The organism is Oceanisphaera sediminis (genome assembly GCF_039539745.1).
Lineage (GTDB): Bacteria > Pseudomonadota > Gammaproteobacteria > Enterobacterales > Aeromonadaceae > Oceanimonas > Oceanimonas sediminis.
The window spans coordinates 17374-43695 of sequence record NZ_BAABDS010000027.1; the positions used below are offsets into that span (position 1 = coordinate 17374).

A 26322-nucleotide genomic window follows, 5' to 3' on the forward strand; every position below is an offset into this window, starting at 1 on the left:
CGTCATCCTCGGCTCTATACCGTCTCCTTCTCCGGCTTAATCACCATGTTATCCCACCCCGCCGTCACCCCGTTCGGCAAGGTGTGCTGTTGCAACCAGACATGAAAATCATGGCCGATATGGGTCAGGATCATCTGCTTCGGTCGCAGGCTGTCATGCAGTTCCAGCACCTGTTCCAAGGTGTTGTGGTTACGGCCCTGGCTGCCGGGGGGAAAGCTGCAGTCAACCACTACCGCATCCAGCGTTGGCTGGGCATGCAGCCAGCGGCTGCTGTGTTCCGGCAGGCCCAGGGTGTCGGTCAGGTACGCCAGTCGACGCTCGCCGAGGCGGAAAACATAGCCCAGGGTCGGCCGGGAGTGCACCAAATCGAGCGGAGTAATGCTCAGCTCGCCCAATTGCCATTCCTGCCCGTGCTGCAGCGGCGGTTGAAAGTCCAGACAGCCGGGATGCTTGAGCAGATCGGCGCAACCGGACGAATCATTCGGGCACCACACCGGTATCGGCGCGCTCCGGCCCCAGCGCAGATGAAACAGCCCCTGCACATGATCGACATGAAAGTGAGTCAGCAGAATGCCCTCCAGGCTGCCCGGCACAAAGCGCCGGTGCAGATCCATCAGGCCACCGTCGATCAGCAGCCGCTTGCCCTGCCACTCCAGCAGGGCCGAGCACGGCGCCCGACTCAGGGCCGGGTCGTGCTCGGCCCGAGCACAATAGTGACAGTCGCAGCCATACAGCGGCATGCCCCCGGCCGCTCCCGTGCCCAGCAGGGTCAGCCGCATCATACGGGCAACGCCTGTCGATAGCGCCGAAACTGCTGCAGGGTATCGGTCAGGGCGCCACTGTTGTCCAGCCGCCATACGCCGTCCGGCAAACCGCGATTCAGGGCCGAGGCCCGCTCCAGCCGCCGGATGATGTCCGCTTCGCTTTCTCGCCCCCGGGCCCGCAGCCGCCGCTCCAGGGTCTTGGTATCGACGCTGATCATCACCGGCACCAGACATTCGGCAAACCTGGCCCGCGCCTGTGGCAGATGCTCGCGAGAACCATTGACCATGACATCCATACCCGAGCCCAGCCAGCTTTCAATCTCTCGCCCCACCGCATAATGCTGGCCGTTGGCGGCCCAGCTGAGGGCAAACAGCCCCAGTTCCTGACGCGCACTGAACTCCGGCTCGGACAACTCGATATGGTTCTCCCCCCCTGCCGAGGCGGCCCGGGTGATGTAACGGTGCGCCACCAGCAGGCCTTCGCCCCAGTGTTCACGCACCGCCTGCATAAAGCTGTCCTTGCCGGCGCCCGAGGGCCCCATCACATAAAACAGTCGTCCTGTTCCGCTGCTCATCCTCGCGCTCCTGTCAGTAGGCCAGCTCGCCCCGGCACCATACCCGGGTGGGATAAACCTGACCCTGATGCCGCTGCACCAGCACCAGATCGGCCCGCCGCCCTTCCGCCAGTATGCCTCTGTCTTCCAGCCCCAGCGACCGGGCCGGGTTTATCGTGGCCAGCCGGGAGGCGTCGGCCAGCCCCATGGTATTGCGTTCGTCGTCGGCCAGCTGGAACACCGCCTCGAGCAGACTGCCCGGATAATAGTCGGACGACAGCACATCCAGCACGCCCAGCGCCGCCAGTTCATGGGCGGCAACATTACCGGAATGGGAGCCCCCGCGCACCACGTTGGGCGCACCCATCATGACCATGAGACCATGCTGATGCGAGGCGGTGGCCGCCTCGACCGTGGTCGGGAATTCGGCAATCACCATGCCCAGCTGATGCGACTCCAGCACGTGGGCCGAGGTGGCATCGTCATGGCTGGCGAGGGAAATATTCCGCTCCCGGCACTGGCGGGCTATTTCCGCCCGGTTGGGCGCCGACCAGCGGGCCGACAACGCCAGCTGACTCTGCTCGAATTCCTGCATCTGCCGATCGTTGAGCCGGTACTTGCCCTGATAGTATTCCCGGTACTTCACCATGTTGACGAACTGACGCTGACCGGGAGAGTGGTCCATCAGTGACACCAGCCGAACCTCCGGCAGCTCGAGGTAATGCTCGAACAGGGGCACAGTGGTGTCGTGGGGCAGTTCACAGCGCAGGTGCAGCAAATGCTGGGCCCGGTTCAGGCCTTGCCGCTCGCTGTTCACCACCGTATGAATCATCTTGTCGAGATTATCCTGGCGGGTGCCGCCGTCCCGCTCGTCGCCGATGGCCACCGCATCCAGTACCGTGGTAATGCCCGACGCCACTATCTGGGCATCGTGGGCGCGCATGGCGCCAAAGGGCGGCCAGCTGACCTTGGGCCGCGGAGTGAAATGCTTGTCCAGGTTGTCGGTATGCAGCTCGACCAGGCCGGGCAGCAACCAGCCACCGTTGCCGTCAATGGCGCCCGGCTGCTGGCTCGGGCTGTCGGCCAGGGCGCGGATCTCGCCATCGATGACCTCGACCGATCCCCGCACCACTTCATGCTCCAGAACCAGGTTCACATTGGTAATAATCATGCGGAATGCTCCTCTTGCGCTGTGGCAGTCTGATGGTTGCTGTCGGGCTGGATTTCGTAGAGCTGGTCGGCGACCTGCTCACGCACGTCTTCATCATGAAAGATGCCGACGATGGCCGCGCCCCGGGCCTTGGCTTCCCGGATCAGTTCCACTACCACCGCCCGGTTGGTTGCATCGAGCGAGGCGGTCGGCTCGTCGAGCAGCAGAATCGGGTAGTCGGCGATAAAGCCCCGGGCAATGTTCACCCGCTGCTGCTCGCCGCCGGAAAAGGTCGCCGGCGCCAGCGCCCACAGATGCTGCGGCACATTGAGCCGGGTCAGCAGCCGCTCGGCCCGGGCCTGAGCCTCGGCCCGGTTGCCGCCCTGCTCTATCATCGGCTGCATCACCACCTCCAGCGCGCTGATGCGGGGGATCACCCGCAGAAACTGGCTGACCCAGCCAATGGTGTGGCGGCGCACATTGACCAGGGTGCGCGGCGGCGCCTGAGTCATGTCCAGCAGCTGTCCCTGATGCTGCACCTCGATGCGGCCGCTGTCGGTCAGGTAATTGCCGTACAGGGTACGCAGCAGGGTGGACTTGCCGGTGCCGGAGCGACCGTGCAGTACCACGCACTCTCCCTGCCCGACCGAAAAGGAGGCTCCGGCCAATACCGGCAGCCGGATGCCATTCTGGTTGTGCAAGACGAAGGTCTTGCGAACATTCGAAACGTTTAATGCGAAGGTCATGACCGCTCCTAGCTTTGCAGTACAGAAGACACCAGTAACTGGGTATAGGGATGCTGCGGATCGTCCAGCACCTGATCGGTGAGGCCGGTTTCCACCACCCGACTTTGCTTCATCACCATCAACCGGTGCGCCAGCAACCGGGCCACCGCCAGATCGTGGGTGACGATCACCACCGCCAGCCCCAGCTCGGACACCAGCCGGCGCAGCAAATCCAGCAGTCGCGCCTGCACCGACACATCCAGTCCGCCGGTGGGCTCGTCCATGAAAATCAGCTTGGGATGGGTCACCAGGTTGCGGGCAATCTGCAGCCGTTGCTGCATGCCGCCGGAAAAGGTCACCGGCATGTCGTCGACACGGTCGACGGGAATTTCCACGTCCTGCAGCCACTGCAGCGCCTGCTCGCGAATGCTGCCGTAGTGGCGCTGGCCCACCGCCATCAGCCGTTCGCCGATGTTGCCCCCGGCCGACACCCGCGGCCGCAGGCCGTCGAGCGGGTGCTGATGTACCACGCCCCAGTCGGTGCGCAGCAGTTGCCGACGCTGGCTTTCCGCCATTCGATACAGGCTGACCACCTGCTGCAGCTGGCTGTCGGCGCTGCCACGCAGATACAGCACTTCGCCCTCATCCGGGGCCAAGCGACCGGAAATAGCCTGCAGCAGGGTGCTTTTACCGGAGCCGGACTCGCCGACGATGCCCAGCACTTCCCCCGGATAAAGGTCGAAGGAGACATCGCTAAAGCCCTTGCCCGGCGCGTAGAGTCGGGTCAGGTTCTGTACCGACAACAATGGCTGTTCCTGCCGCTTGGGGGTCATCTCCGGCGCGGCCGATGAGTCGGCCAGAGGAGTGGTTAACACGTGCTGATTCATGCCTGTTTCTCCTGCTGCTGGCGGCAATAATCGGTATCGGAGCAGATAAAGACCCGCCCACCCAGATCGTCGGTCACTACCTCGTCGAGGAAGCTGTCGGTGGAGCCGCAGATATCACAGGGCTCGTCCCACTGCTGGATCTCGAAGGGATGATCCTCGAAGTCGAGACTCTTGACCCGGGTATAGGGCGGAATGGCATAGATGCGCTTTTCCCGGCCGGCACCAAACAGCTGCAGGGCCGGCATCATGTCCATCTTGGGGTTGTCGAACTTGGGAATCGGCGAGGGATCCATGATGTAGCGCTCATTCACCTGCACCGGGTAGGCATAGGCGGTGGCGATATGGCCGTAACGGGCGATGTCTTCGTACAGCTTGACGTGCATGATGCCGTACTCTTCCAGTGCGTGCATTTTGCGGGTTTCGGTTTCGCGCGGCTCGATAAAGCGCAGCGGCTCCGGAATCGGCACCTGATACACCAGGATCTGGTCCGGACCGAGGGCGGTTTCCGGAATGCGGTGGCGGGTTTGAATCAGCGTGGCCTCGGTGGTCACCTCGGTGGTGTTCACCTGGGCCACCTGCTGGAAGAAGGAACGAATGGACACCGCATTGGTGGTGTCGTCGGCGCCCTGGTCGATCACCTTGAGGGTGTCGTCGCGGCCGATGACCGCCGCCGTCAGCTGCACGCCGCCGGTACCCCAGCCGTAGGGCATGGGCATTTCCCGGCCGCCGAAGGGCACCTGATAACCGGGAATGGCCACCGCTTTCAGCAGCGCCCGACGGATCATCCGCTTGGTCTGTTCATCCAGATAGGCGTAGTTGTAGCCGTGATGCTGTGCATCGATCGTGGTCTGCTGAGTCATCATGCCTGCTCCCCTGCCCGGCCGGCTGCCGGGCCATGCGTTTGTTCGTGTTCCCGCCGCATCTTGCGCAGCAGCTCCAGTTCGGCCTGAAAGTCCACGTAGTGCGGCAACTTCAGGTGTGACACAAAGCCGGAGGCTTCGACGTTGTCCGCATGGGCCAGCACGAATTCCTCGTCCTGGGCCGGTCCGGCCACCTGCTCACCGTATTCCGGCGCCTGCAGCGCCCGGTCTACCAGCGCCATCGACATCGCCTTGCGTTCGCCAAAACCGAAGGTCAGGCCGTAGCCCCGGGTAAAGGCCGGCTTTTGCTGCTTGTCGCCGACAAAGCCGTTGATCATCTGACACTCGGTCAGCTCGATGTCACCGATATCGATGGCAAAGCCCAGCTCTTCCGGCACCAGCTCCAGGGTCACTTCACCGCAGCGGATTTCGCCGGCAAAGGGATGGTTGCGGCCATAACCGCGTTGGGTGGAATAGCCCAGTGCCAGCAAAAAGCCTTCGTCACCGCGCACCAGCTGCTGCAAACGGGCGGAGCGGTCGCAGGGGTAAGTGGCCGGTGCCATGGTGATATCGGCCGGCGTTTCGCCGTTGTCGGTTTCCGTTACCATCAGCTCGAGCTGTTCGAGAATACCGGCCACCTGGGGACAGGCTTCCGGTTCGATCGCCACCGGATCCGGTCCCGGATGCTCGCCCTCGGCCAGCAGGGTAAAGTCCAGCAAGCGGTGGGTATAGTCATAGGTCGGCCCCAGTAACTGGCCACCGGGCAGATCCTTGTAGGTCGCCGAAATACGGCGCGCAATGCGCATGGCGGCGGTATCGACCGGCTCGGTCGTCGCCAGTCGTGGCAGAGTGGTGCGATAGGCCCGCAGCAGAAAAATCGCTTCCACCAAATCACCCCCCGCCTGTTTGACCGCCAGCGCCGCCAGCTCCTTGTCGTAGACACCGCCTTCGGTCATCACTCTGTCTACCGCGCCGGCCAGTTGCTCTTCTACCTGAGCCACGCTGATTTCGGGCCTTTCGGTATTGCCCCGTCGTTTCTTCGCCTGCAGTTGGTGTGCTGCGGCAATGGCTTTTTCGCCCCCTTTCACTGCTACATACATGCTTATCTCTCCACTCGGGTGGTACGTGGAATGGCGACCAGTTCCCGGTCACACACCAGTATCAGGTCGATACCCAGCGGAAACGCCGCGTCCCGCTCGCTCAAAAAGCGCACCAACGCCTCGGGCACCTGTCCCAGACAAATGCGGCGGCTGTCCGGAATGCCCGGGCCCGACAGGGTGACTTCGACGCCCCGATCCAGCGAATCGGTTTCAATCAGCAGGGTGGCGCCGTTATCCGGGTATTCTTCGCTGCCTACCGGCAGGGCACGCAACAGCGCGTCGCACTCGGCCAGGTCGGCGCCGGCCAGCACGGCAAAGTCGGCCTCGGCGGCATTCGCACTCAAGGGCGCCGCCACATGAAAGCGAATATTGTCGAGCACGGCGTCGTCCTGCTGCAGCGCCGGCGATAACCAGAGCCGGGTGCCGCTGTCGGCCAACGTCAGCAGGGTCTGCACGCAACCGGCATTCATGGATCCAAAGCCGCCGGCGCGGTCCAGCTCCACCCGGGTGCCCGGCTCCGACATCGCCTTTAACAGTCGGCGAAAACAGACCTGGCTGTCGTGAATGGCATCCGAAAATGCCGTGGTGATCATGGTCATTCGTCTTCTCCCCGCACCATGGTAAAAAAGTCCACCTTGCTGGCTGCCGCTTCCCGGCGGGTGCATTCTTCCTGCTCCGCCTTCTGCGCCGCCAGCGGAGCAATCAGCCCCTTGTCCAGCACTTCATGTCCGCTGCGGGTTTGCATCAGCGCATCAATCAGCGCCGCCAACTCCGCATGGGGTTTGTTGCGACCGCGCAGGTAGCTGTAGCCCAGCTCGCCGCTGTCCAGTTTGACGACCGCCCGGGTGATGGTGACATCGCCGAGATTGAACGGCCGACCGGAACTGCCCATCCGGGCCCGAACCTGGGCCAGGCCAATCTCGGGGGCCCGAATCAACTGATAATCCGGTGCCAGCTGCAGGGCTTGCCAGCCGCGTTGCAGCTCCGAAAACGATGTGCGGGCCAATACCGACATCCATTGCTTGCGTTGTGGTGTATTCATTTAGTGCTCCACGACATATTCAATTAAATCGGAACGTGCCGAACTCACGGAGAACTCCGCTATCTGTTCCGAGCCTTTAAGCAGGTTTTTGGTTTTAATCCGCATCACCGGAATGGACTTGTTGATCTGCAGTAAACGACTTTCTTCACCGGAGGGTATTCTGGCCCCCAGGCGGGTCGACTTTCTTTTCAGCTCGATATCCAGCGTTCGCTTTAAAAACTCATGCAGGGAACCTTGCTGAAATTGTTTTAATACCGGCCACCACTCGGGATTACTCAAATAGTGATGAATCACCGAGCGAGGAATGTTTTCCGTTTTCCGCAGTGTTTGTATGTAAATAATCTTTTGCTCCTGCCCCAGCTGTAATTCATGCGCCAACCTGCTGGTGATCGGCATCAACCGGGAACGAATCACCTGGCAACTGGGAAACGAGCCCTGCTCCAGGAAATTGCCGGTGAAGTGGGCGCCATCGTGCAGCTTGTAGAGGTGCGGCTGGCGCAAGACCATGTTGCCCTTGCCCTGATGGCGCTGTATCAGGCCATTGGCTACCAGCTCATCGATGGCGCGCCGTACCGTATGGCGATTGACCTGAAAGCGTTCGGCCAGCTGCATCTCTGGCGGAAGATAATCACCCGCCTTGAAATACCGATGAATATCCGCTTCCAGTTGCCGGTAAATAACCTGATAGACGCGCATGCTTTCCCCCTTCCCTCCGGCCGTTTTATTCGCCACTCTTGTCTAGACAAGTCGGGTTAAATAAATCAGATATACCGTTTGCGAATGGTCTGCGAGGCCACATCGAGCAGGCTCACGGTCACGATCACCACCAGCATGATGGCCGCCGTCTGTGCGAACTGAAAACTGCGAATCGCTTCCCACAGCAAGACCCCGACGCCGCCGGCACCCACCATGCCCACCACGGTGGCCGAACGTACGTTGGACTCGAAACGGTAGAGCGAATAGGAGATCCACAACGGAATCACCTGCGGCAGCACGCCGTAGAGAATCTCTTCCAGTTTGGTGGCACCGGTGGCCCGCACGCCCTCGATGGGGCCCGGCTCTATGGCTTCCACCGCCTCGGAAAACAGCTTGGCCAATACGCCGGTGGTATGTACAAACAGCGCCAGCACCCCGGCAAAGGGTCCCAGCCCTACCGCCACCACAAACAACATGGCGAACACCATTTCATTGATGGCCCGAGCCGCATCCATCAGCCGGCGCATCGGCTGACACACCCACTGCGGAAACAGGTTGTCGGCACACAACAAACCGAAGGGAACCGCCAGCACGATGGCCAGCAGCGTGCCCCACAGCGCCACCTGCAGGGTGACCAGGGTTTCTTTCAGATACAGCTGCCAGTGGGTAAAGTCCGGCGGAAAAAAGTCGGCGGCCAGCTCGGCCATGTTGCCGGCATCCTGCACCAGCACCGCCGGGTTCATTTCGGCGCCCTGCCAGGCCCAGGCCAACACCAGCGCCAGCAGCATCCACTTGACCATTTGCCCTAGGCGCGATCCCGATTCAGGCCGGGTAATGACGTCAGTATTCATTTTCAGTCTCCGCTGACCTCACGGAGCCGGTCACGCCGGCTCCGGGTCGGTCTTTAGTTGGTCATGGCTTCCAGGGCAGACATCTGACGGTTCAGCACCGCCAGTTCCATTTTTACCTGATTCATGTCGGCCGCATCGGCCTCGTTGTTTTCCAGCTCCTGCAGATCCTTGAACAGCTGCAGCTGACGGATGGGCAGCAGCTGCATGTCGCTGGAAGGAGAGAACGAGGCCCATTCAAGCTGTTCCAGAATCTTCTTCTGCTGCGGGTCACCGGACTGGCCGTATTGCATGAAGAAGTCGTACACCAGCTGCTTGGTGGCTTCCGGCAGGTTCTTGCGCCAGACGATGGGGTCGGCCGGAATCAGCGGTGACTTCCACAACACCTTGATGTTGCCAGCCTTTTCGGGACTGCGCTCGGCAAAGCGTTCCAGACTCTCGGTGTTGTTGGTGGCCACATCCACCTGCTTGTTGAGCACCGCAAACACGTTCACCTCGTGGCTGGAATTGAGGGTGCGCTTGAACTCCTGGGCAGAAACCTGATTCTGGGCAAACACATAGTAGGAAGGCACCAGATAACCGGAGGTCGAGTTGGGATCGCCGTTACCGAATGTCAGCTCCTTGCGCTGCGCCAGCACGTCGTCCACCGTGTTCAACGGGCTGTCCTTGTGGGCAATCAGCAGGCTCCAGTAACCGGGCTGGCCATCGGCACGCACCGTCTGGGCAAAAATTTCGGCGCCGGCCCGGTCAACCGCTTCCATCGCCGACTTGTTGCCTAGCCAGGCAATGTCGACCTTGTCGAAGCGCATGCCCTGAATGATGCCAGCGTAATCGGGCGCGAAGAAGGCTTCCACCTCAATTCCAAGCTGCTGCTCCATGTCGGCGAGGAAGGGTTCCCAGTGTTGCTTGAGATTCTGCTGGGATTCGGTGGAAATGATGCCGAAGTTGATGGTCGACAGCGCTGCGTCTTCGGCCAGCGCCGGAGTGGCCATCATGGCGGTCAGTAACGAGGCGCCGGCGAACTTCTTCAATGTACGAATCATGACGGTTGTCCTTGAATGGAACGGGATGCAAAAGCAGGGGTGGGCCGTAGCGGCCTGATGGCCGGGGCCGGCATGGGGTCGCTGGTCGGCGCCTTGGTATACAGCGCGGTCAGCGCCTGTTCGGTAATGTCGGCCGCCGCGCCCTGATAGAAGACTTCGCCTTCACGCAGGGCAACCAGTTGCTGGCAGTACTTCAGCGCGTAATCCACCTGATGCAGGGTCACGACGACGGGAATGCCTTCCCGCTCGTTAATGTCCTTGAGCAGCTCCATCACGGTGCGCGCCGACTCGGGGTCGAGCGAGGCGATAGGCTCGTCGGCAAAGATAATGCTCGCTTGCTGCATCAGCGAGCGGGCGATGGCCACCCGCTGTTGCTGACCGCCCGACAGAGTCGACACGCGCTGGTCGGCAAAGGCCGCCATGCCTACCCGCTCCAGCGCCGCCATGGCCTGCTGGCGCTGCTCTTGAGTAAAGCAGCCGGTCAGGGTGCGCCACTTGGCGGTGGAGCTCAGGGCTCCAATCAACACATTGGTCAGCACACTCAGGCGATTCACCAGATTGAATTGCTGGAAGATATAGCCGGCCCGCGCCCGGCAACGACGCACCTGTGGCGCCGCCTTGCCGTGGGATTGCACCAGCTCTCCCATCACTCTGACTTCGGTACCTTCACGGTGATCGGAAAACACCAGGCCACTCAGATGACGCAGCAGAGTGGACTTGCCCGAGCCGGACGGCCCCAGCAGCGCGGTGATTCCCGAATGGGCAATCTCCAGACTGATCTCTTTCAGCGCTTTTTTATTGTCAAAGGTCTTGCTCAGACTTCTGACCTCAATGATCTTGTTCATTGCTAGCAGCCTCACGATAGGTTCGCGAGCCATACTGGCGGCCAAAGATGACGGTTTTATTGAAGAATTAAGTCAGCCAGATGTATAACCGACACTGTTGCAGTGGAAATAAAAGCTGCAACGTACTGTGATTAAAGGAGTTATGGAGTAAGGCGGTATGATGAGGCGCACTTGTATAGACAAGGCTTTCAGAAAAGCTTCATCTTTCAATATGGCCGGAAGAACACTGCCATCGCCTATCAAGGAAATGACATCGGCGGCAAGGGCAACGGAAGGGTTATTTCAGAAGAGGAAAAGGCGCAAGGGTTAAAGCGAATTATCGGGATTCAGAGCCGAAAACAACAAGGCCGCCCGCGGGCGGCCTTGTGTTATTGGTTTATCGCGGGTGATCAGCCCTGCAGTACCTTGTTCAGCGCCTGCTCGAAGGTGGCGACGGTACGATCCACATCCTGCAGCTTGTCGAGACCGAACAGACCGATACGGAAGGTCTGGAAATCGGCCGGCTCGTCACACGCCAGCGGTACACCGGCGGCAACCTGCAGCCCTTCGGCGGCGAACTTGCTGCCGTTCTTGATCGCCGCATCGTCGGTATAGCAGACGATGACACCCGGCGCCGCAAAGCCGTCGGCGGCCACACTCTTGATGCCATGGTCGGCCAACAGGGCACGCACCCGGTCACCCAGCTGTTGCTGACGCCGCTTCATCTCGGCAAAGCCCAGACCATCTGTTTCATTGATGGTATCGCGGAACTGCGCCAGGGCATCGGTCGGCATGGTCGCGTGGTAGGCGTGGCCGCCCTGCTCGTAGGTTTCCATGATTTGCAGCCATTTCTTCAGATCACAGGCAAAGCTGGTGCTCTGGGTCTGCTCGATGCGCTGGCGGGCCCGCTCGCTCATCATCACCAGACCACAGCAGGGCGAGCTGCTCCAGCCTTTCTGCGGGGCACTGAGCAGAATATCGACGCCACAGGCTTCCATATCTACCCAGATGGTACCGGAGGCGATACAGTCGAGCACAAACAGACCGCCCACTTCATGTACCGCGTCGGCTACCCCCTTGAGGTAATCATCCGGCAGTATCATGCCAGCCGCGGTTTCCACGTGTGCGGCAAACACCATGCCTGGCTTGTTGGCCTTGATGCTGGCAACCACTTCCTCGATGGGCGCGGGAGCCAGCGCCGCCTGCGGGCCTGGCTCGATGGCACGGGCCTTGAGTACCGTCTCGGACGCCGGAATCTTACCGGCTTCGAAAATCTGGCTCCAGCGATAGCTGAACCAGCCATTGCGAATGATCAGGCAATCCTGCTCGGTAGCAAACTGACGCGCCACCGCTTCCATGCCGAAGGTGCCGCTGCCGGGCACCACCACCACCGAATGAGCCTGATACAGCTCCTTCAGGCTGGCGGAGATATCACGCATCACCTGCTGGAAACGCCGGGACATATGGTTCAGGGATCTATCGGTATACACTACCGAGTATTCCAGCAGGCCATCGGGGTCGATATTGGGCAGTAATCCGGACATAATCACCTCTTGGTCAAATAACTGATACAAAACATGCCGCGTAAGACAGTGGCCAGCGCCGGCAAACAGACCTTTCTGCACCAAGAATGGCACAGGTGAACCCGCAGAGGCGAGCTCATAATGAGTCTGAACGGAGTCTGGCCGGTATTGCAAGCCGGGGTGGCGGTCTGGGCGCGATGCCGCAATGATGCCCAATATGTTGGTAGATGACAAAGATCTAATGCAGTCAATCCGGCACTTTGCCTATTTCCAGCACAGTCAGCTGCAGCGGCGGCAAAAATCCAATATTTTAAACCAGAACAAGGACTCGCAATGAACGAACAATTCAGCCTGGAAGGTCAGCCCTTCATTCCTCTGCACAACCTGCTTAAGGTGCTTGGCTGGTGTGACTCCGGCGCCGTGGCCAAGATGGTGATCGACGACGGACTGGTGCAGGTCAACGGCGCAATCGAGCTGCGCAAGCGCTGCAAGATAGTGGTCGGACAGACCGTCAGCTTTAACGGCCAGCAGGTCGCAGTGACCGAATAATCGATCGGCGGGGCTCAGTTCGAGCCCCAAGCCGAAGCGTGCACATCGCGCACTGCAGAAAGATCACCAAAAGCGGAAAACAAAAAGGGCTCATCAAATGATGAGCCCTTTTTGAGGATTTGGTCGGCATGAGAGGATTCGAACCTCCGACCCCTTCGTCCCGAACGAAGTGCGCTACCAAGCTGCGCTACATGCCGTCAACGGGGCGAGAATTTACCGAAATGACGGTATTGTTGCAAGCTCTTTTTAAGTAAAACCCCTATTTAGACCCATGCTGGCGCCCACCATGGAAAAACCGCCTGTTTCTTCATCAGAAAGAGCATAAAGAGCCTGGATATACCCTTGATCTCAACGTGTCCGCCACACCGTCAGCCAGGCCGCTTCTGCCGGATTTTCGGATTACGTCTATAACAAGGTATGAGTTCACTCATTTTCCGGGATCATCAGGAAACAACCGCCATGAAGAGATTGCTGCTATCACTGCTTGCCCTGTTCAGCCTGTCTGCACAGGCAGCACTGACGGTCAGGATCCCCCAACCCGAGTCGCTTCCACCTATGTATTCCTACTACCGACAACTGCTGACCCTGGCGCTGGAAAAAAGCGGTGAGGAGTTTGTCATCAAGCAGGTAACACTGAACGAGCCCCAACCGCAGCTGGCGCTGAAACTACGCGATGGCAAGCCGATCAACCTGCTCTGGGCCGGCACCACCGGCGAATACGAGCGACAATTGCTGCCGGTGCGAATACCGCTGCTGCGCGGCCTGTCCGGATTTCGACTGCTGCTGATCAATCAGACCCGGCAACAGGAATTCAGCCAAATACAGAATCTGGCCGAGCTGGCGTCCTTTACCGGCGTGCAGGGCATCGGCTGGAGCGATGTCGACATTCTCAAACAGGCGGGGCTTAACATCAGTGCCGCCCCCTACTACACCATTCTGGACATGCTGAATCGCAATCAGCAGGTAGATTATTACCCACGCAGCCTGGTGGAAGCCCACGTCGAGCTGACTGTCGCCACCGCGCAGTACCCGCTGCTGATGGCCGAACCCCGCTTGTTGCTGTATTACCCTTTCGCCATTTATTTTTTCGTCAGTCCCGAATACCCCGAACTGGCCGACGCCCTGACCCGGGGGCTGGATCGAGCTTACCGGGATGGCAGCTTCATCGCCCTGTTCGAGCAGTACCCGCCGATCCGCGCCAGCCTGCCGGTGCTGCAACAGCCGCGCTTGCGATTGGATCTCGCTAATCCGGATTTGACCGAATCCACCCGCGCGCTGCCGGATCATTACTGGTATCCCGGCACCCGGCCTTGAAAAAGCGTCACCGGCTGTTCACTATTCTTGAACCACCCTCGTTTCTGGAGTCACCACCGGTGAAAATCGCCTTTTTCAGCAGTCAGCCTTACATGCAACAGCCCTTTACCGAGCACAATAAGGACTGTGGCTTCGATATCACCTGGTTCGAAGCCCGGCTGGAAGCGCACACGGCGTCACTCTGCCAGGGCTTCGATGCGGTATGCGTGTTTGTGAACGACAAGCTGGGCGCCGATGTCATACAGTTTCTGTCATCCGCCGGCGTGCGTTTCATAGCCCTGCGTTGTGCCGGCTACAACAATGTGGATCTGGAGGCGGCCAGGGCCGCCGGCATCAAGGTGGTGCGGGTGCCGGCCTATTCGCCGGAAGCGGTGGCCGAGCACACGGTGGGGTTGATGCTGACCCTCAACCGGCATATCCACAAGGCCTACCAGCGCACCCGGGACGCCAACTTCTCGCTAAACGGCCTGGTCGGTTTCAACATGCACGGCAAGACCGCCGGCATCATAGGGACCGGCAAAATAGGCATGGCCACGCTGCGCATACTGCAGGGACTGGGCATGAAACTGCTGGTCCACGACCCGGTCGAAAATCCCGACGCACTCGCCCTCGGGGCCCGCTACGTGCCCCTCGCACCACTGTTCCTCGAGGCCGACGTCATCACACTGCACTGCCCACTGCTACCGGAAAATTATCATCTGCTGCGGCGTGAGAGCTTCGAACAGATGAAAGACGGGGTGATGATCATCAACACCAGCCGGGGCGGCCTGCTCCACGCCCAGGATGCCATCGAGGCCATCAACAGCGGTAAAATCGGCAGCCTGGGGCTGGACGTCTATGAAGAGGAGGAAAACCTGTTCTTCAGCGACAAGTCCTGTGAAATCATCCATGATGACACCTTTCATCTGCTGTCAACCTATCCCAACGTGCTTCTGACCGGCCACCAGGCGTTTCTGACCCGGGAGGCGCTCGCCGCCATCGCCCGGATCACCCTGGACAACCTGCAACAACTGTCCCGCAACGAAGTTTGTGATAATCAAATCAATTAAGGAATCTTTATGAAAACCACCCTCGTCATGAAAACAACCATTGCCGCCGCCACCGCCCTGCTGCTGAGCGCCTGTAGCGGCGGCCTCAAGGTGGTCGAGTCCGACCTGCAGCATCACCACTGGAATCTGACCGCCATCAACGGCGTGGCCGTCGACCCGGAGATCAAGTCGGATCTGGAAATTGCCGAGCACTTCACCATCAACGGCATGGCCGGCTGTAACCGCTTCTTCGGCAGCGCCACCCTGGAGCAGAACCGGCTGAAAGCCGATCCCCTGGCCAGTACCAAGATGGCCTGCGACCCGGTAGCGCAAAAAGTGGAAACCGCCGTACTGCAGACGCTGGGCGAGGGCGCCACCGTCAATAACAAAGGCCAGCAGCTGGAGCTGGTTGGCGAGCAGTACACCCTCACCTATCAACTGGCCGACTGGATGAAATGATGAGCGACCACTTCCTGATCTGCCCGGCCTGCCAGGCCAAAAACCGGGTGCCCGGCGAACGGCTGCAGCAGGCACCGCAATGCGGTAAATGCAAAGCGCCCCTGCTGCCGCCCCAGCCGCTGACGCTGGACGGTCCACGCATGGACCGACTGCTGGCCAACGAAACCCTGCCGCTGGTAGTCGACTTCTGGGCGCCCTGGTGTGGCCCCTGCCAGAGCATGGCACCGGTGTTTTCGGCCGCCGCCGGCGAGGTGGCCGGTCAACTGCGGCTGGCCAAGCTGGACACCGAAGCCCATCAGGCCGCCGCCTCTCGCTTTGGCATTCGCTCCATTCCGACCCTGATCGCCTTCAAAAATGGCAAGGAAATTGCTCGCCAGTCCGGTGCCCTCTCCGCCGGCCAGCTCAGGCAGTGGCTGCAAAACCTGCCGGTATAAAGACGCCCTCGCAGAGTGCCGCCACCGTGCTCTGCGGCTTCATTCATATTTTTTGACCGAGTCCGGCGAATTTATCCGCTGTGATCCCTTGGTCGGTTTGCCCACACTAGACTCAGCATATTCATCCAGATGAGGAGAACGGTATGGGCAAGCTGGTTGAGGGCATCTGGCATGATGTCTGGTATGACACCGAGGAAAACAAGGGCCGCTTCAAGCGCAGCGAGAGTCAATTTCGCAACTGGATAACCACCGACGGAGCAGCCGGCCCCACCGGTAAGTCCGGCTTTGCCGCCGAGGCCGGGCGCTATCACCTGTATGTGTCGCTCGCCTGCCCCTGGGCGCACCGCACCCTGATGATGCGCAGCCTCAAGGGGCTGGAAGACATGATTTCGGTCTCGGTGGTACATCCGCTGATGGGCGAACACGGCTGGACCTTTAACACCGATTTCGAAGGCGCCACCGGCGATGCGCTTTACCGGCTCGACTATCTGTATCAGCTGTACCTGAAGGCCGACGCCGGGTATTCCGGCCGGGTCACGGTGCCGGTGCTGTGGGACAAGCAACAGGAAACCATCGTCAGCAACGAGTCCGCCGATATCATCCGCATGCTGGGCGGCGCCTTCGATCATCTCGGTGCCAGGGCCGATGATTACTACCCCAGCGAGCTGCGGCTACACATCGACGACATCAATGCCGAGGTATACGACACCATCAACAACGGCGTCTACAAGGCCGGCTTCGCCACCCGTCAGCCCGCCTATGACGACGCCGTCAGCGCCCTGTTCACCGGGCTGGATCGGCTGGAGCAACGACTGGACCAGCAGCGCTACCTCGTCGGTAACCGGCTGACCGAGGCCGATATCCGGCTGTGGACGACCCTGGTCCGCTTCGACGCCGTCTACCACACCCACTTCAAGTGCGATCACCGCAAAATAAGCGAATATCCCAACCTGTACGGTTTTTTACGCGACCTTTATCAGCACGCGGGCATCGCCGATACCCTGAACATGAATCATATTCGCCATCATTATTTTTGCAGCCACCCGAGCATCAATCCCCATGGCATTATCTCCATCGGGCCGGCTCAGGACTGGTCAGCCGCTCACGACCGAGCGAGCCGCTTTGCGTAAGGAGTTGAACATGAACAACAGAACAATCATGGCGCTGTATCCGGCAAAGGCCACCAGCGACGGCGCCGGGGTCAAACTCAAACGCGCGCTGGGCCAGAGCCAGCAACAGCGCATGGATCCCTTTCTGATGATGGATAACTTCTCGTCGAATGAAGCCGACGACTACATTGCCGGTTTTCCCGACCATCCACACCGGGGCTTTGAAACCATCACCTACATGCTCGACGGCCACATGCTGCATCGGGACCACATGGGCAATGAAGGCCACCTTTGCGCCGGTGATGTGCAATGGATGACCGCCGGCCGGGGCGTGATTCATTCCGAGATGCCCCAGCAGGAATCCGGCCGTATGCGCGGCTTTCAGATCTGGCTCAACCTGCCTGCCGCCCTCAAGATGCAGCCGGCCCGCTATCGGGATATTCCCGCCGCCGAGCTGCCGAGAATGGCGCTGGACGATGGCGGAGAGCTGGTGCTGCTGGCGGGCTCACTGAGCCTGAACGGGCGAACGCTGAAAGGGCCGATACAAAGCGAACACACACAGCCGTTGATCCTGGATATTCGACTGGCGGCCGGTCAATGCCTGACGCTGCCGGTTCCCGCCGGTCTCCATGCCCTGGTGTATGCCTTTGAAGGCAGCCTCACGCTGGGCGACACCGCCTTGCCCAACGAGAATACGGCGCTGCTCGGCGACGGCGACCAGCTGCCGTTACGGGCCGGTGATGCGGGCGGACGTCTGCTGCTGCTGGCAGGCAAGGCGCTGAATGAACCCATTGCGCAGTACGGACCCTTCGTCATGAATACAGAACAGCAAATTGAGCAGGCGATCATGGATTATCAGGCGGGCAAGCTGGTATAAGGAGGTTTTTACTCCTGTGGAATGCATGATGGATCAACTCGAACAACAGCGCCTGGCGCACATCCTGAATCAGACTCGCAGCATTGCTCTGGTGGGCGCCTCCAATCGGCCTGAGCGAGCCAGTTATCAGGTAATGGAATACCTGCTGCAGCACGGCTACCAGGTGTACCCAATCAACCCACAGCTGGCCGGCGCCGTCATTCTTGGCCAGACCTGCGTCGCCGAACTGGACGAGCTGGATCAGCCGGTGCAGCTGATCAACGTGTTCCGTCGCGGCGAGTTTGCCGCCGACATTGCGCTGGAGGCCATAGAGCATGAGGCCCAATGCCTGTGGCTGCAGGAAGGAGTGCAGAGTGTGACGGCCGCCGAGTCCGCCGCCGAAGCCGAGCTGGAATACGTCGAAGACCTCTGCATCAAGAAGGTGCATAGGCAACTGTTGAGCTAAAGCCGCCCGCATCAACAACAAAAAAGGAGCCTGGGGCTCCTTCTTTCGTTTATCCCTTTAAAGGATCAACGTCGGTTAATGCTGATCGTGGCCGTGGCCCTGCGCTTTGGCCGGCTCGGCATCCACCGCCACTTCCACCTCAACGTCACCGGCCTGCTTGAAATGCAACGTCAGCGGAAAGCGCTCGCCGACCGCCGGCACCTGCTTCAGGCCCATCAGCATCAGGTGATGACCACCCGGCGCCAGGATCTGTTCGCCACCGGCCGGGATCACCAGCTCGTCCAGCTGGCGCATCTTCATCAGGTCGCCTTCCTTGATGTGGGTATGGATCTCCACTTTGTTCGCGACCGGACTCTCGGCACTCAGCAACACATCTTCCGCTGCGCCCTTGTTGGTGATCGTCAGATAGGCCACTCCCGTGGTGGCCACCGGCGGCAGCGGCCGGCTCCAGGGGTGGGCGATATCCAGATCACCGCCATGGTAGTCGTGGGCCGAGACTGCGGCCGAGGCCAGCAGCATGGCCGAGGCCAGCAGGGTGCGTAACGATGCCATTATGTTATTCCTTGTAGATAATAGAAGCCGCTTCATTGTAATCGGCGCCGACAAAAAGGCCAGAGCATCCGCCCCGGCCTGCCATATTCAGCACAATGTCTCTGTCGTGGACTAGCCGGTTATATCCACCGCCGTGGTGGCCGCGACAGCCGGTACTGCTTGTGCCCCCGGACTGTCTTCCGCCCGCTTGCCCAGTACGCGCAGTCCCAGCGCCATGGCTAGGGCACAGATGGCGATACCCAGCCACCAGGGCAGACCATAGGCCACCGGCACTATGCCGAACAGGGTGGCGATAACGCCCACGAACAGCGCGTAGGGCAACTGGGTCCGCACATGCTCGACCAGACCGCAGCCGGAGGCCATGGCGGCCAGCAGCGTGGTTTCCGCCAGCGGTGAACAGTGATCCCCCCACACGGCACCGGCCAGTACCGCCGCCACCGAGGCATAGAAGAGATGCATAAACTCGGGGTTACCGGCCAGACCATGATGCTGCAGCACCGCCCAGGCCAACGGCACCACCAGCGGCATCATGATACCCATGACGCCCCAGGACGAGCCGGTGGCGAAGGCGGTAAAGGCCGACAGCAGGAAGACGCTCACCGGGATCAGCTCGGGGGTCAGGCTGTCGCTCAGCACGCTCACCAGATAATCACTGGTATGCAGCGACTCGTTCACCGACGACAGCGCCCAGGCCATCATCAGTATGGTGATCGGCAGCAACATGGATTTCACCCCTTCGAACCAGTAATGAGCGGCTTCGTCCATACTCAGCAGTCGCTGCGCCTGGGTCATGATCAGCGCCACCAGGGTGCTAAGCAGAGAGCCCCACATCATGGCGGTAAAGGAGTCGCCGTTACCGAATACGTCACGCAGGCTGTACTGGGCGGGATGGCCCAGCTCTTCCATGCCGGTGTACCAGATGCCTCCCAAGGTGGTGAGCACCAGTACCGTCATCGGAATGATGGCGTTCAGCGCCCGGTGTGGTATGCCCGGCTTGGCATCGATACTGGCTTCTTCGGCGATGGCTTCCCGGTCGGTCAGGGCGTCGTCGGCGTCCTGCTGTTGCTGCACCGCCCTGATCTCGGCCTTGAGCATGGGGCCGAAATCGCGACCGCTGAGGCTGATCATGAACACGAACAGCAGGGCCAGAATCGGATAGAAGCTGTAACTGATGGCCGAGAGGAATACTCCGTAGGCCGAGCCCTCGAAACCATCAACCTGGCCCAGTGCCTCGTCGATCAGCCCCACCTGAAAGCCAATCCAGGTAGTCACCAGCAGAATGGCGGACACGGGGGCGGCGGTGGAGTCGACGATGTAGGCCAGCTTTTCCCGGGAGATACGCAACCTGTCGGTGATGTTACGCATGGTGTTACCGACGATCAGCGCGTTAGCGTAGTCGTCGAAGAAGATGGCGGTGCCCAGCAATCCGGTGGTGGTCTGGGCGCTGCGCCGGCCCCGCACGAAGCGGGTGATATGGTTGGCAATGCCGACGGTGCCGCCGTTGCGGGAGATGATGCCCACCATGCCGCCGATAAGCAGACAGAACAACACGATCGACATGTGCTCGGAATCGCTGGCGGCAGTCAGCACATGCACGTTAACCGAGTCCAGTACGCTGACCAGCGCCTTATTACCGGCCATGCCGTAACTGAGCCAGCCACCGGCACAAATGGCCAGAAACAACGCCAGTATCACCTGCCGAAACACCAGCGCCAGCACTATGGCCAGCAGCGCCGGCACCACCGACAGCCAGGCGGGAATGGCCGGGCTGTTCACCTCGGCCAGCACGGTGCCCGAGTCATCGATCAGGGTGAGCTCGGCGTTATCGGTGTTACTCAACAGCCCCTCCACCACCGCCTCGCCGCCGGTAAAGGTCAGCGCATGGCGCCGACCGGCGTGCTCCAGCCACAGCGGCAGCTCGGGTTCACCGCTTTCTCGTTCGACATTAAGAGTCACGCTGAAGGGAATGCCCTGCAGCACCAGGCCGGGCATATCGATGCTGGGGGTCTCGGCCCGGCTGATCGCCGGTGCCAGCAATAACAGCAAGGCCAGCAAGACGCCGCCCATGCCAAACAACTGTCGTGTTTTCATCTTGTTACCTTCCATGGTGATTGAATGTGTTACCGGATCATCAGACCGAACGCAGATACCAGTCGAATTCCTGCGGGCTGACATTGCGCATGAACAGCAATCGTTCGCCATGGCGGTTGGCGTGATACACCCGGCAGAACTCCCGTCCCAGGTAGTCCGGCAGCAGCTCGTTGCGCTGCCACTGCTCCAACGCCTGGATCCAGCTGGACGGCAGACTGGGCGGATGTGAGGCATAACCATTGCCCACCACCGGCTCGGGCGGAGTCAGCCGCTGGGTAATGCCGTAATGAATGCCGGCCAGAATGCTGGCCATCAGCAGATAGGGGTTGGCATCGGCGCCGGCAACTCTGTGTTCCAATCTCCGGGCCTCGTCACTGCCGCCGGGAATACGCACCGCTACGGTACGGTTGTCGGCGCCCCAAGTCTGGCTCATGGGTACATAGAAACCGGGCTGAAAACGGCGATAGCTGTTGGCGTTGGGCGCGAAAATCACCATCGACTCCGGCATCATCCCCAGGGTGCCGGCGATGGCGCTTTTCAGCACACTGCTGCCCAGCGGGTCGTCCGCCTCGCCCTTGAACACATTGTTGCCCTGCTCGTCCAGCAGGCTGACATGAATATGGGTACCGCTGCCCGCTTCCTGGTTGTAGGGCTTGGCCATGAAGGTGGCGTCCATCTGATGACGCGCCGCCACCCCCTTGATCAGCCGCTTGAGCAGCACCGCCTCGTCACAGGCCTGCATGGCGTCATTTCGGTGCTTGAGGTTGATTTCGAACTGTCCCGGCGCGCACTCGGCGATGGCGGTATCCACCGGCAGGCGCTGAGTCTGGGCGGCCTCGTGAATGGCTTCGATAAAGTCGCAGTGATCATCCAGATCCGACAGCGAATACACCTGGCACTGGGTGTCCCGTTTGCCGGTCACCGGTGATACCGGCGGTTGCAACTGCTGCCACTCGTCCCGCTCCCTGTCAACCACGTAGAACTCGGTTTCCACCGCCACCACCGGGGTCAGCTTCAGCTCGGCAAAGCGGTCCAGCACTCGCTGCAACACATGGCGCGGATCATAGATAAAGGGAGCCCGGTTGTTTTCAAACATGCTCATCAGCACCTGGGCGCAGGGCCTGTCTTGCCAGGGAGTGCGACTCAGGGTGCCGGGCACCGGAAAACACAGCCGATCACTTTCCCCCTGATCCAGCCCCAACCCGGTTTCTTCTATGGTGTTGCCGTTGATGTCCAGCGCAAACAGCGAGGCCGGCAGGCAGATTCCGTCTTCATAGGCCTTGAGCAGGCTGTCTCGCGGAATGCGCTTGCCGCGGATCACGCCGTTGATATCTCCAATCATCAGATCGACGGAATTGATATCCGGGTTCTGTTCCAGAAATTCCCGGGCTTCTTGCAGTCCGGCTTCCATTCCCACTTCATCCATCACGACCTCCTTGTTTGGTCCTGGCAAATTGTTGTTCGCTTTTAATAAACATCAAAAACAAATATCGTTATAGAATAATCACCACAACAACACAATCACCACCACCCAACCAAGGTTGCATTAATGTTAAAAACAGCGACCCGCATCACAAAAACCTCAAACAACCCCGCAACTCATCGCTGACTCGCTTGGCTTCACCGTCATGACTGTGCTCTTATTCTTTACAAACATAGCATCGAAAACGTTAAATATATAAACCAATCAACTTATCGGGTAGCTACATGGAAAGAGCAACGCACACCCCCCTGATCGGGGTGACCGCCTGTCAGCGGCACATTGAAGGCCATGACTGCCACATGGTGGTCAACAAGTACGTGAATGCACTGCGCCAGGCAGCCGGTGTAGAGGTGGTACTGCTGCCGGCACTGGAGCAGGGGTTGGCGCCGGGCATTCTGGAGCGACTGGATGGACTCTGCCTGACCGGCAGCTACAGCAATGTCGAGCCCCGTCATTTCGACCAGGACGCCTGGCCCGACGACTGCCGTTACGATGCGGATCGGGATGGCAGCGCCCTGTCGCTGATCAACCAGGCGCGACAACTGAAATTGCCCATGCTCGGCATCTGCCGCGGGCTGCAGGAAATGAACGTCGCCTACGGCGGCAGCCTGCGCCACAAGCTGCAGGAAGATGCCGGCATGCTCGATCACCGGGAACCGGCTCACGACTGGAAAGACAGCCACTATGCTCCGGCCCACGGCATCAGCCTCAACCCGGACGGCCTGCTGTATCGGCTCACTCAAGAGGCCGACTTCGAGGTCAACTCCCTGCATCAGCAAGGCATAGGCCGGCTGGGAAAAGGCCTGATTGCCGAAGCCCTGGCGCCGGACGGTCTGATAGAAGCCATCAGCGACCCGGCCCTGCCCTTCGCCCTCGGAGTGCAATGGCACCCCGAGTGGCAGCCTGATCAGCATCCGCTGTACCAGGCCATTTTTACCGCCTTCGGCGCCGCCTGCGCCCGGCATCAATCGACTACCTGCGCCTGAATGGCACCGAACGAAAAGGACATCATCATGCCAAAATACGATACCCAGGAATTACGCCAGCAAGACGGCCGTCATCACCTCCATCCCTTCACCGACACCAAGGATCTGGGCGACAACAGCCGCATCATCACCCAGGCCGACGGTATCTATATTTACGACTCGGAAGGGAACCGGATTCTGGATGCCATGGCCGGCCTCTGGTGCGTCAACCTCGGCTACGGCCGTCAGGAACTGGTAGACGCCGCCCGGCAGCAGATGCAGGAACTACCCTACTACAACAACTTCTTCAAGACCGCCCATCCGCCGGCGATCAAGCTGGCCAGGAAGCTGACCGAGCTGGCGCCCGAGCACATCAACCATGTGTTCTTCACTGGCTCCGGCTCCGAGTCCAACGATACGGTGGTACGCATGGTGCGTCGCTACTGGCAACTGAAGGGGCAGCCGGACAAAACCGTAATCATCGGCCGCCGCAACGGCTATCACGGTTCCACCGTGGCCGGCGCCAGCCTGGGCGGCATGGCACCGATGCACGAACAGGGCGGCCCCATGCTGGCAGATATCGAGCATATCGCCCAGCCCTACTGGTTTGGCGAAGGTCGGGAAATGGACCCGCAGGAATTCGGCCTGCTGGCCGCCCGCTCGCTGGAGCAGAAAATCAAGGAAGTCGGGGTGGATCGGGTCGCGGCCTTCATTGCCGAGCCGGTACAGGGCGCCGGTGGCGTTATCATTCCACCGGAAAGCTACTGGCCCGAGATTCAGCGCATCTGTGATCACTACGGCATCCTGCTGATCGCCGACGAAGTCATTTGCGGCTTCGGCCGGGTCGGCCAGTGGTTCGGCAGTCAGCACTTCAACATCAAGCCCGATCTCATGCCCATCGCCAAGGGCCTGTCTTCCGGCTATCTGCCCATCGGCGGCGTGCTGGTCGGCGACCGGGTGGCGGATCTGCTGATCGAGCAGGGCGGCGAGTTCTACCACGGCTTCACCTATTCCGGTCATCCCGCCTGCGCCGCCGTGGCGCTGCGCAACCTGGAGCTGCTGGAAGAAGAAGGCATCATCGATCGGGTACGCGAGACCACAGGCCCCTACTTCGCCAAACAGTGGGCCAGCCTGGCCAGCCATCCGCTGGTGGGCGAAGCCCGCAGCCTGGGATTGCTCGGCGCCCTGGAACTGGTGGCCGACAAGGACACCATGGCCCGCTTCGAGCCCGGTATCGGTGGCCAGTGTCGGGATAACTGCTTCAAGACCGGCATTGTGATGCGCTCGGTGGGCGAAATCATGGTGGTCTCACCGCCGCTGGTGATCACCGAAGCCGAGATCGATCAGCTCGTTGCCCTGGCCCGCCAGAGCCTGGATCTGACCGCCCGCCAGCTGGGCATCATGGACTGAGGAGAAGACAATGCGCCAATTATCGCTTGCCGACTGGCAGGCCCGGAGCGAACAGCTGCGGCCCCAAGGCCGCGCTTTTATCCAGGGTCAGTATTGTGATGCGGTCAAGGGTGACCGCTTCGCCACCCTCAATCCGGCCAACGGCCTGCCGCTGGCCGAAGTAGCCAGCTGTGACGAGCAGGATGCCCAACTGGCGGTCGGTCACGCCCGTACCGCCTTTCGCCGGGGCGACTGGTCGACACTGGCGCCGGCGGCCCGCAAAAAAGTCATGCTCAAGCTGGCCGACCTGGTCGAACTGCACGCCGAAGAACTGGCGCTGCTCGAGACTCTGGACATGGGCAAGCCCATCGGCGACAGCCTGAATGTGGACATGCCCGCCGCCATCAATTGCCTGCGCTGGAACGCGGAAGCCATCGACAAGGTATACGGCGAAGTGGCCCCCACCGGCCTCGACAACCTGGGGCTTATCACCCGGGAGCCGCTGGGGGTAGTGGCCGCCATAGTGCCGTGGAATTTTCCGCTGATGATGGCCTGCTGGAAAATTGCCCCGGCGCTGGCCGCCGGCAATGCGGTGATCCTCAAGCCGTCGGAAAAATCGCCGCTCAGCGCCATCCGGCTGGCGGCCCTGGCCAAAGAAGCGGGCATTCCCGACGGCATCTTTCAGGTGTTGCCTGGCTTTGGCCACACCGTGGGCAAGGCGCTGGCGCTGCATCCGGACGTCGACGCCCTGGCCTTTACCGGCTCGACCCGGGTCGGCAAGCTGCTGACCCAGTACGCTGGCGAGTCCAATATGAAGCGCACCTTCATGGAATGCGGCGGCAAGAGTGCCAACATCGTCTTTGCCGATGCCGGCGATCTGGACAAGGTGGCCAGAGAAGCCGCCCAGGCCATCTTCTTCAACCAGGGCGAGGTGTGCATCGCCGGTTCCCGCCTGCTGGTGGAAAACAGCATTCGCGAGGAGCTGGTCGAGCGTATCATCGCCCACGCACAATCATGGCAACCGGGCAATCCGCTGGATCCGGCAAGCGCCATGGGCGCCATCGTCGACGCCACCCAGCTTGATGGCATTCGCAGCCACGTGGCCAGAGGCATAGAACAGGGTGCCCGCCTGCGCCTCGGCGGTGAGGCGGTGCTGACCGACGGCGGCGGTTGCTACTTTCCACCGACGGTGTTCGATGAGATCGACAACCGCTTGGCCCTGGCCCGGGAAGAGATTTTCGGCCCGGTACTGGCGGTGATCGGCTTCGACAGCGCCGAAGAAGCGATTGCCATCGCCAACGACTCGCCCTACGGCCTGGCGGCGGCGGTCTGGACCCAAAACCTGGACAAGGCGCTGAACACAGCGCGGCGACTGGAGTCGGGGCAGGTTTATGTCAACAACTACGCCGGGGGCGACATGACGGTGCCCTTCGGCGGGGTCAAGCAGTCGGGCAACGGCCGGGACAAATCGCTGCACTCACTGGCGGAATACAGCCAGACCAAGACCACCTGGATAGAATTAGGCACAAACGCCTGACCGAACCTTTCTCTTAACAGGGCGGGATAAATACCAAGGGCGCCACTTAGGCGCCCTTTTTTTGTTTGTTCCCG

General features: G+C 60.7%; 28 protein-coding genes and 1 tRNA gene. 11 read left to right on the plus strand and 18 right to left on the minus strand.

What is annotated here, in order from left to right; translation table 11 throughout:
- Positions 1-14: 14 nt before the first annotated feature.
- The 14 genes from phnP to ABD827_RS09220 form a co-directional block, all read right to left on the minus strand.
- Positions 15-782, minus strand: a complete 768-nt coding sequence (gene phnP / locus ABD827_RS09155) for a phosphonate metabolism protein PhnP (protein WP_344964306.1) — start codon at positions 780-782, stop codon at positions 15-17.
- Positions 779-1339 (minus strand): ribose 1,5-bisphosphokinase, encoded by a 561-nt coding sequence (gene phnN / locus ABD827_RS09160; RefSeq protein WP_344964308.1) that lies wholly within the window; start codon positions 1337-1339, stop codon positions 779-781. The genes phnP and phnN overlap by 4 nt, the downstream gene beginning before the upstream one ends.
- 13 nt (positions 1340-1352) lie before the next feature.
- Positions 1353-2489, minus strand: a complete 1137-nt coding sequence (gene phnM / locus ABD827_RS09165; protein WP_344964310.1) for an alpha-D-ribose 1-methylphosphonate 5-triphosphate diphosphatase — start codon at positions 2487-2489, stop codon at positions 1353-1355.
- Positions 2486-3214: a phosphonate C-P lyase system protein PhnL gene (phnL, locus tag ABD827_RS09170; protein ID WP_344964312.1), complete on the minus strand. Its 729-nt coding sequence runs from the start codon at positions 3212-3214 to the stop codon at positions 2486-2488. The genes phnM and phnL overlap by 4 nt, the downstream gene beginning before the upstream one ends.
- Before the next feature lie 8 nt (positions 3215-3222).
- On the minus strand, positions 3223-4080 hold the full coding sequence (phnK, locus tag ABD827_RS09175) for a phosphonate C-P lyase system protein PhnK (RefSeq protein WP_344964314.1): 858 nt from the start codon (positions 4078-4080) through the stop codon (positions 3223-3225).
- On the minus strand, positions 4077-4943 hold the full coding sequence (locus tag ABD827_RS09180; protein ID WP_344964316.1) for an alpha-D-ribose 1-methylphosphonate 5-phosphate C-P-lyase PhnJ: 867 nt from the start codon (positions 4941-4943) through the stop codon (positions 4077-4079). The genes phnK and ABD827_RS09180 overlap by 4 nt, the downstream gene beginning before the upstream one ends.
- Entirely contained in the window at positions 4940-6040 is a 1101-nt protein-coding gene (locus ABD827_RS09185) for a carbon-phosphorus lyase complex subunit (protein WP_344964318.1), read from the minus strand. Before ABD827_RS09185 ends, ABD827_RS09180 begins: the two co-directional genes overlap by 4 nt.
- Positions 6041-6042: 2 nt before the next feature.
- Positions 6043-6639, minus strand: a complete 597-nt coding sequence (gene phnH / locus ABD827_RS09190) for a phosphonate C-P lyase system protein PhnH (RefSeq protein WP_344964320.1) — start codon at positions 6637-6639, stop codon at positions 6043-6045.
- Positions 6636-7082 (minus strand): phosphonate C-P lyase system protein PhnG, encoded by a 447-nt coding sequence (gene phnG / locus ABD827_RS09195; protein WP_344964322.1) that lies wholly within the window; start codon positions 7080-7082, stop codon positions 6636-6638. Before phnG ends, phnH begins: the two co-directional genes overlap by 4 nt.
- A complete protein-coding gene (gene phnF, locus ABD827_RS09200) occupies positions 7083-7778 on the minus strand; it encodes a phosphonate metabolism transcriptional regulator PhnF (protein WP_344964324.1) in 696 nt (231 codons plus the stop codon). It lies immediately after the preceding gene.
- Between the two features lie 65 nt (positions 7779-7843).
- Positions 7844-8629, minus strand: coding sequence for a phosphonate ABC transporter, permease protein PhnE (gene phnE / locus ABD827_RS09205; protein WP_344964326.1), 786 nt, complete (start codon positions 8627-8629; stop codon positions 7844-7846).
- A gap of 53 nt (positions 8630-8682) precedes the next feature.
- The gene (phnD, locus tag ABD827_RS09210; protein ID WP_344964328.1) at positions 8683-9669 is read right to left on the minus strand and encodes a phosphonate ABC transporter substrate-binding protein; all 987 of its coding nucleotides are present in this window, start codon (positions 9667-9669) and stop codon (positions 8683-8685) included.
- Positions 9666-10514 carry a phosphonate ABC transporter ATP-binding protein gene (gene phnC / locus ABD827_RS09215; RefSeq protein WP_344964330.1) on the minus strand — a complete coding sequence of 283 codons (849 nt, stop codon included), beginning with the start codon at positions 10512-10514 and terminating at the stop codon, positions 9666-9668. The genes phnD and phnC overlap by 4 nt, the downstream gene beginning before the upstream one ends.
- A 389-nt stretch (positions 10515-10903) precedes the next feature.
- Positions 10904-12037 carry an aminotransferase class V-fold PLP-dependent enzyme gene (locus tag ABD827_RS09220; RefSeq protein ID WP_344964332.1) on the minus strand — a complete coding sequence of 378 codons (1134 nt, stop codon included), beginning with the start codon at positions 12035-12037 and terminating at the stop codon, positions 10904-10906.
- A gap of 312 nt (positions 12038-12349) precedes the next feature.
- Between ABD827_RS09220 and ybcJ the strand changes: the two genes are divergently transcribed.
- Complete coding sequence (gene ybcJ / locus ABD827_RS09225) at positions 12350-12565, plus strand: ribosome-associated protein YbcJ (protein WP_344964334.1); 216 nt, start codon at positions 12350-12352, stop codon at positions 12563-12565.
- A gap of 120 nt (positions 12566-12685) precedes the next feature.
- On the opposite strand, the gene ABD827_RS09230 is transcribed toward ybcJ, so the two are convergent.
- A tRNA-Pro gene (locus ABD827_RS09230) sits at positions 12686-12762 on the minus strand.
- Positions 12763-13024: 262 nt separating this feature from the next.
- Between ABD827_RS09230 and ABD827_RS09235 the strand changes: the two genes are divergently transcribed.
- From ABD827_RS09235 to ABD827_RS09265, 7 genes are all read left to right on the plus strand, one after another.
- On the plus strand, positions 13025-13879 hold the full coding sequence (locus ABD827_RS09235; RefSeq protein ID WP_344964336.1) for a hypothetical protein: 855 nt from the start codon (positions 13025-13027) through the stop codon (positions 13877-13879).
- Positions 13880-13938: 59 nt separating this feature from the next.
- Positions 13939-14928, plus strand: coding sequence for a 2-hydroxyacid dehydrogenase (locus ABD827_RS09240; protein WP_344964510.1), 990 nt, complete (start codon positions 13939-13941; stop codon positions 14926-14928).
- A 9-nt stretch (positions 14929-14937) separates the two neighbouring features.
- Positions 14938-15366 carry an META domain-containing protein gene (locus ABD827_RS09245; protein ID WP_344964338.1) on the plus strand — a complete coding sequence of 143 codons (429 nt, stop codon included), beginning with the start codon at positions 14938-14940 and terminating at the stop codon, positions 15364-15366.
- Entirely contained in the window at positions 15366-15800 is a 435-nt protein-coding gene (trxC, locus tag ABD827_RS09250) for a thioredoxin TrxC (protein ID WP_344964340.1), read from the plus strand. The genes ABD827_RS09245 and trxC overlap by 1 nt, the downstream gene beginning before the upstream one ends.
- Before the next feature lie 143 nt (positions 15801-15943).
- Positions 15944-16930 carry a glutathione S-transferase family protein gene (locus tag ABD827_RS09255; RefSeq protein WP_344964343.1) on the plus strand — a complete coding sequence of 329 codons (987 nt, stop codon included), beginning with the start codon at positions 15944-15946 and terminating at the stop codon, positions 16928-16930.
- A gap of 10 nt (positions 16931-16940) precedes the next feature.
- The gene (locus tag ABD827_RS09260) at positions 16941-17786 is read left to right on the plus strand and encodes a pirin family protein (protein ID WP_344964345.1); all 846 of its coding nucleotides are present in this window, start codon (positions 16941-16943) and stop codon (positions 17784-17786) included.
- 25 nt (positions 17787-17811) lie between these two features.
- A complete protein-coding gene (locus tag ABD827_RS09265) occupies positions 17812-18231 on the plus strand; it encodes a CoA-binding protein (RefSeq protein ID WP_344964347.1) in 420 nt (139 codons plus the stop codon).
- Positions 18232-18306: 75 nt separating this feature from the next.
- Here ABD827_RS09265 and ABD827_RS09270 read toward each other — a convergent pair whose 3' ends face one another.
- The 3 genes from ABD827_RS09270 to ABD827_RS09280 all read right to left on the minus strand — a co-directional run bounded on the left by ABD827_RS09270 (position 18307) and on the right by ABD827_RS09280 (position 22300).
- Positions 18307-18783, minus strand: coding sequence for a copper chaperone PCu(A)C (locus ABD827_RS09270; protein ID WP_344964349.1), 477 nt, complete (start codon positions 18781-18783; stop codon positions 18307-18309).
- Positions 18784-18894: 111 nt separating this feature from the next.
- Positions 18895-20874 carry a Na+/H+ antiporter NhaC family protein gene (locus tag ABD827_RS09275; RefSeq protein WP_344964351.1) on the minus strand — a complete coding sequence of 660 codons (1980 nt, stop codon included), beginning with the start codon at positions 20872-20874 and terminating at the stop codon, positions 18895-18897.
- A 40-nt stretch (positions 20875-20914) separates the two neighbouring features.
- Positions 20915-22300 carry a glutamine synthetase family protein gene (locus ABD827_RS09280; RefSeq protein ID WP_344964353.1) on the minus strand — a complete coding sequence of 462 codons (1386 nt, stop codon included), beginning with the start codon at positions 22298-22300 and terminating at the stop codon, positions 20915-20917.
- Positions 22301-22581: 281 nt separating this feature from the next.
- Between ABD827_RS09280 and ABD827_RS09285 the strand changes: the two genes are divergently transcribed.
- Genes ABD827_RS09285 through ABD827_RS09295 form a run of 3 tightly spaced genes read left to right on the plus strand, consistent with a single transcriptional unit; the run spans position 22582 to position 26248 of the window.
- Positions 22582-23343 carry a gamma-glutamyl-gamma-aminobutyrate hydrolase family protein gene (locus tag ABD827_RS09285; protein WP_344964356.1) on the plus strand — a complete coding sequence of 254 codons (762 nt, stop codon included), beginning with the start codon at positions 22582-22584 and terminating at the stop codon, positions 23341-23343.
- 27 nt (positions 23344-23370) lie between these two features.
- On the plus strand, positions 23371-24732 hold the full coding sequence (locus tag ABD827_RS09290) for an aspartate aminotransferase family protein (protein WP_344964358.1): 1362 nt from the start codon (positions 23371-23373) through the stop codon (positions 24730-24732).
- A 10-nt stretch (positions 24733-24742) separates the two neighbouring features.
- Positions 24743-26248 (plus strand): aldehyde dehydrogenase, encoded by a 1506-nt coding sequence (locus ABD827_RS09295; RefSeq protein ID WP_344964361.1) that lies wholly within the window; start codon positions 24743-24745, stop codon positions 26246-26248.
- Positions 26249-26322 lie beyond the last annotated feature (74 nt).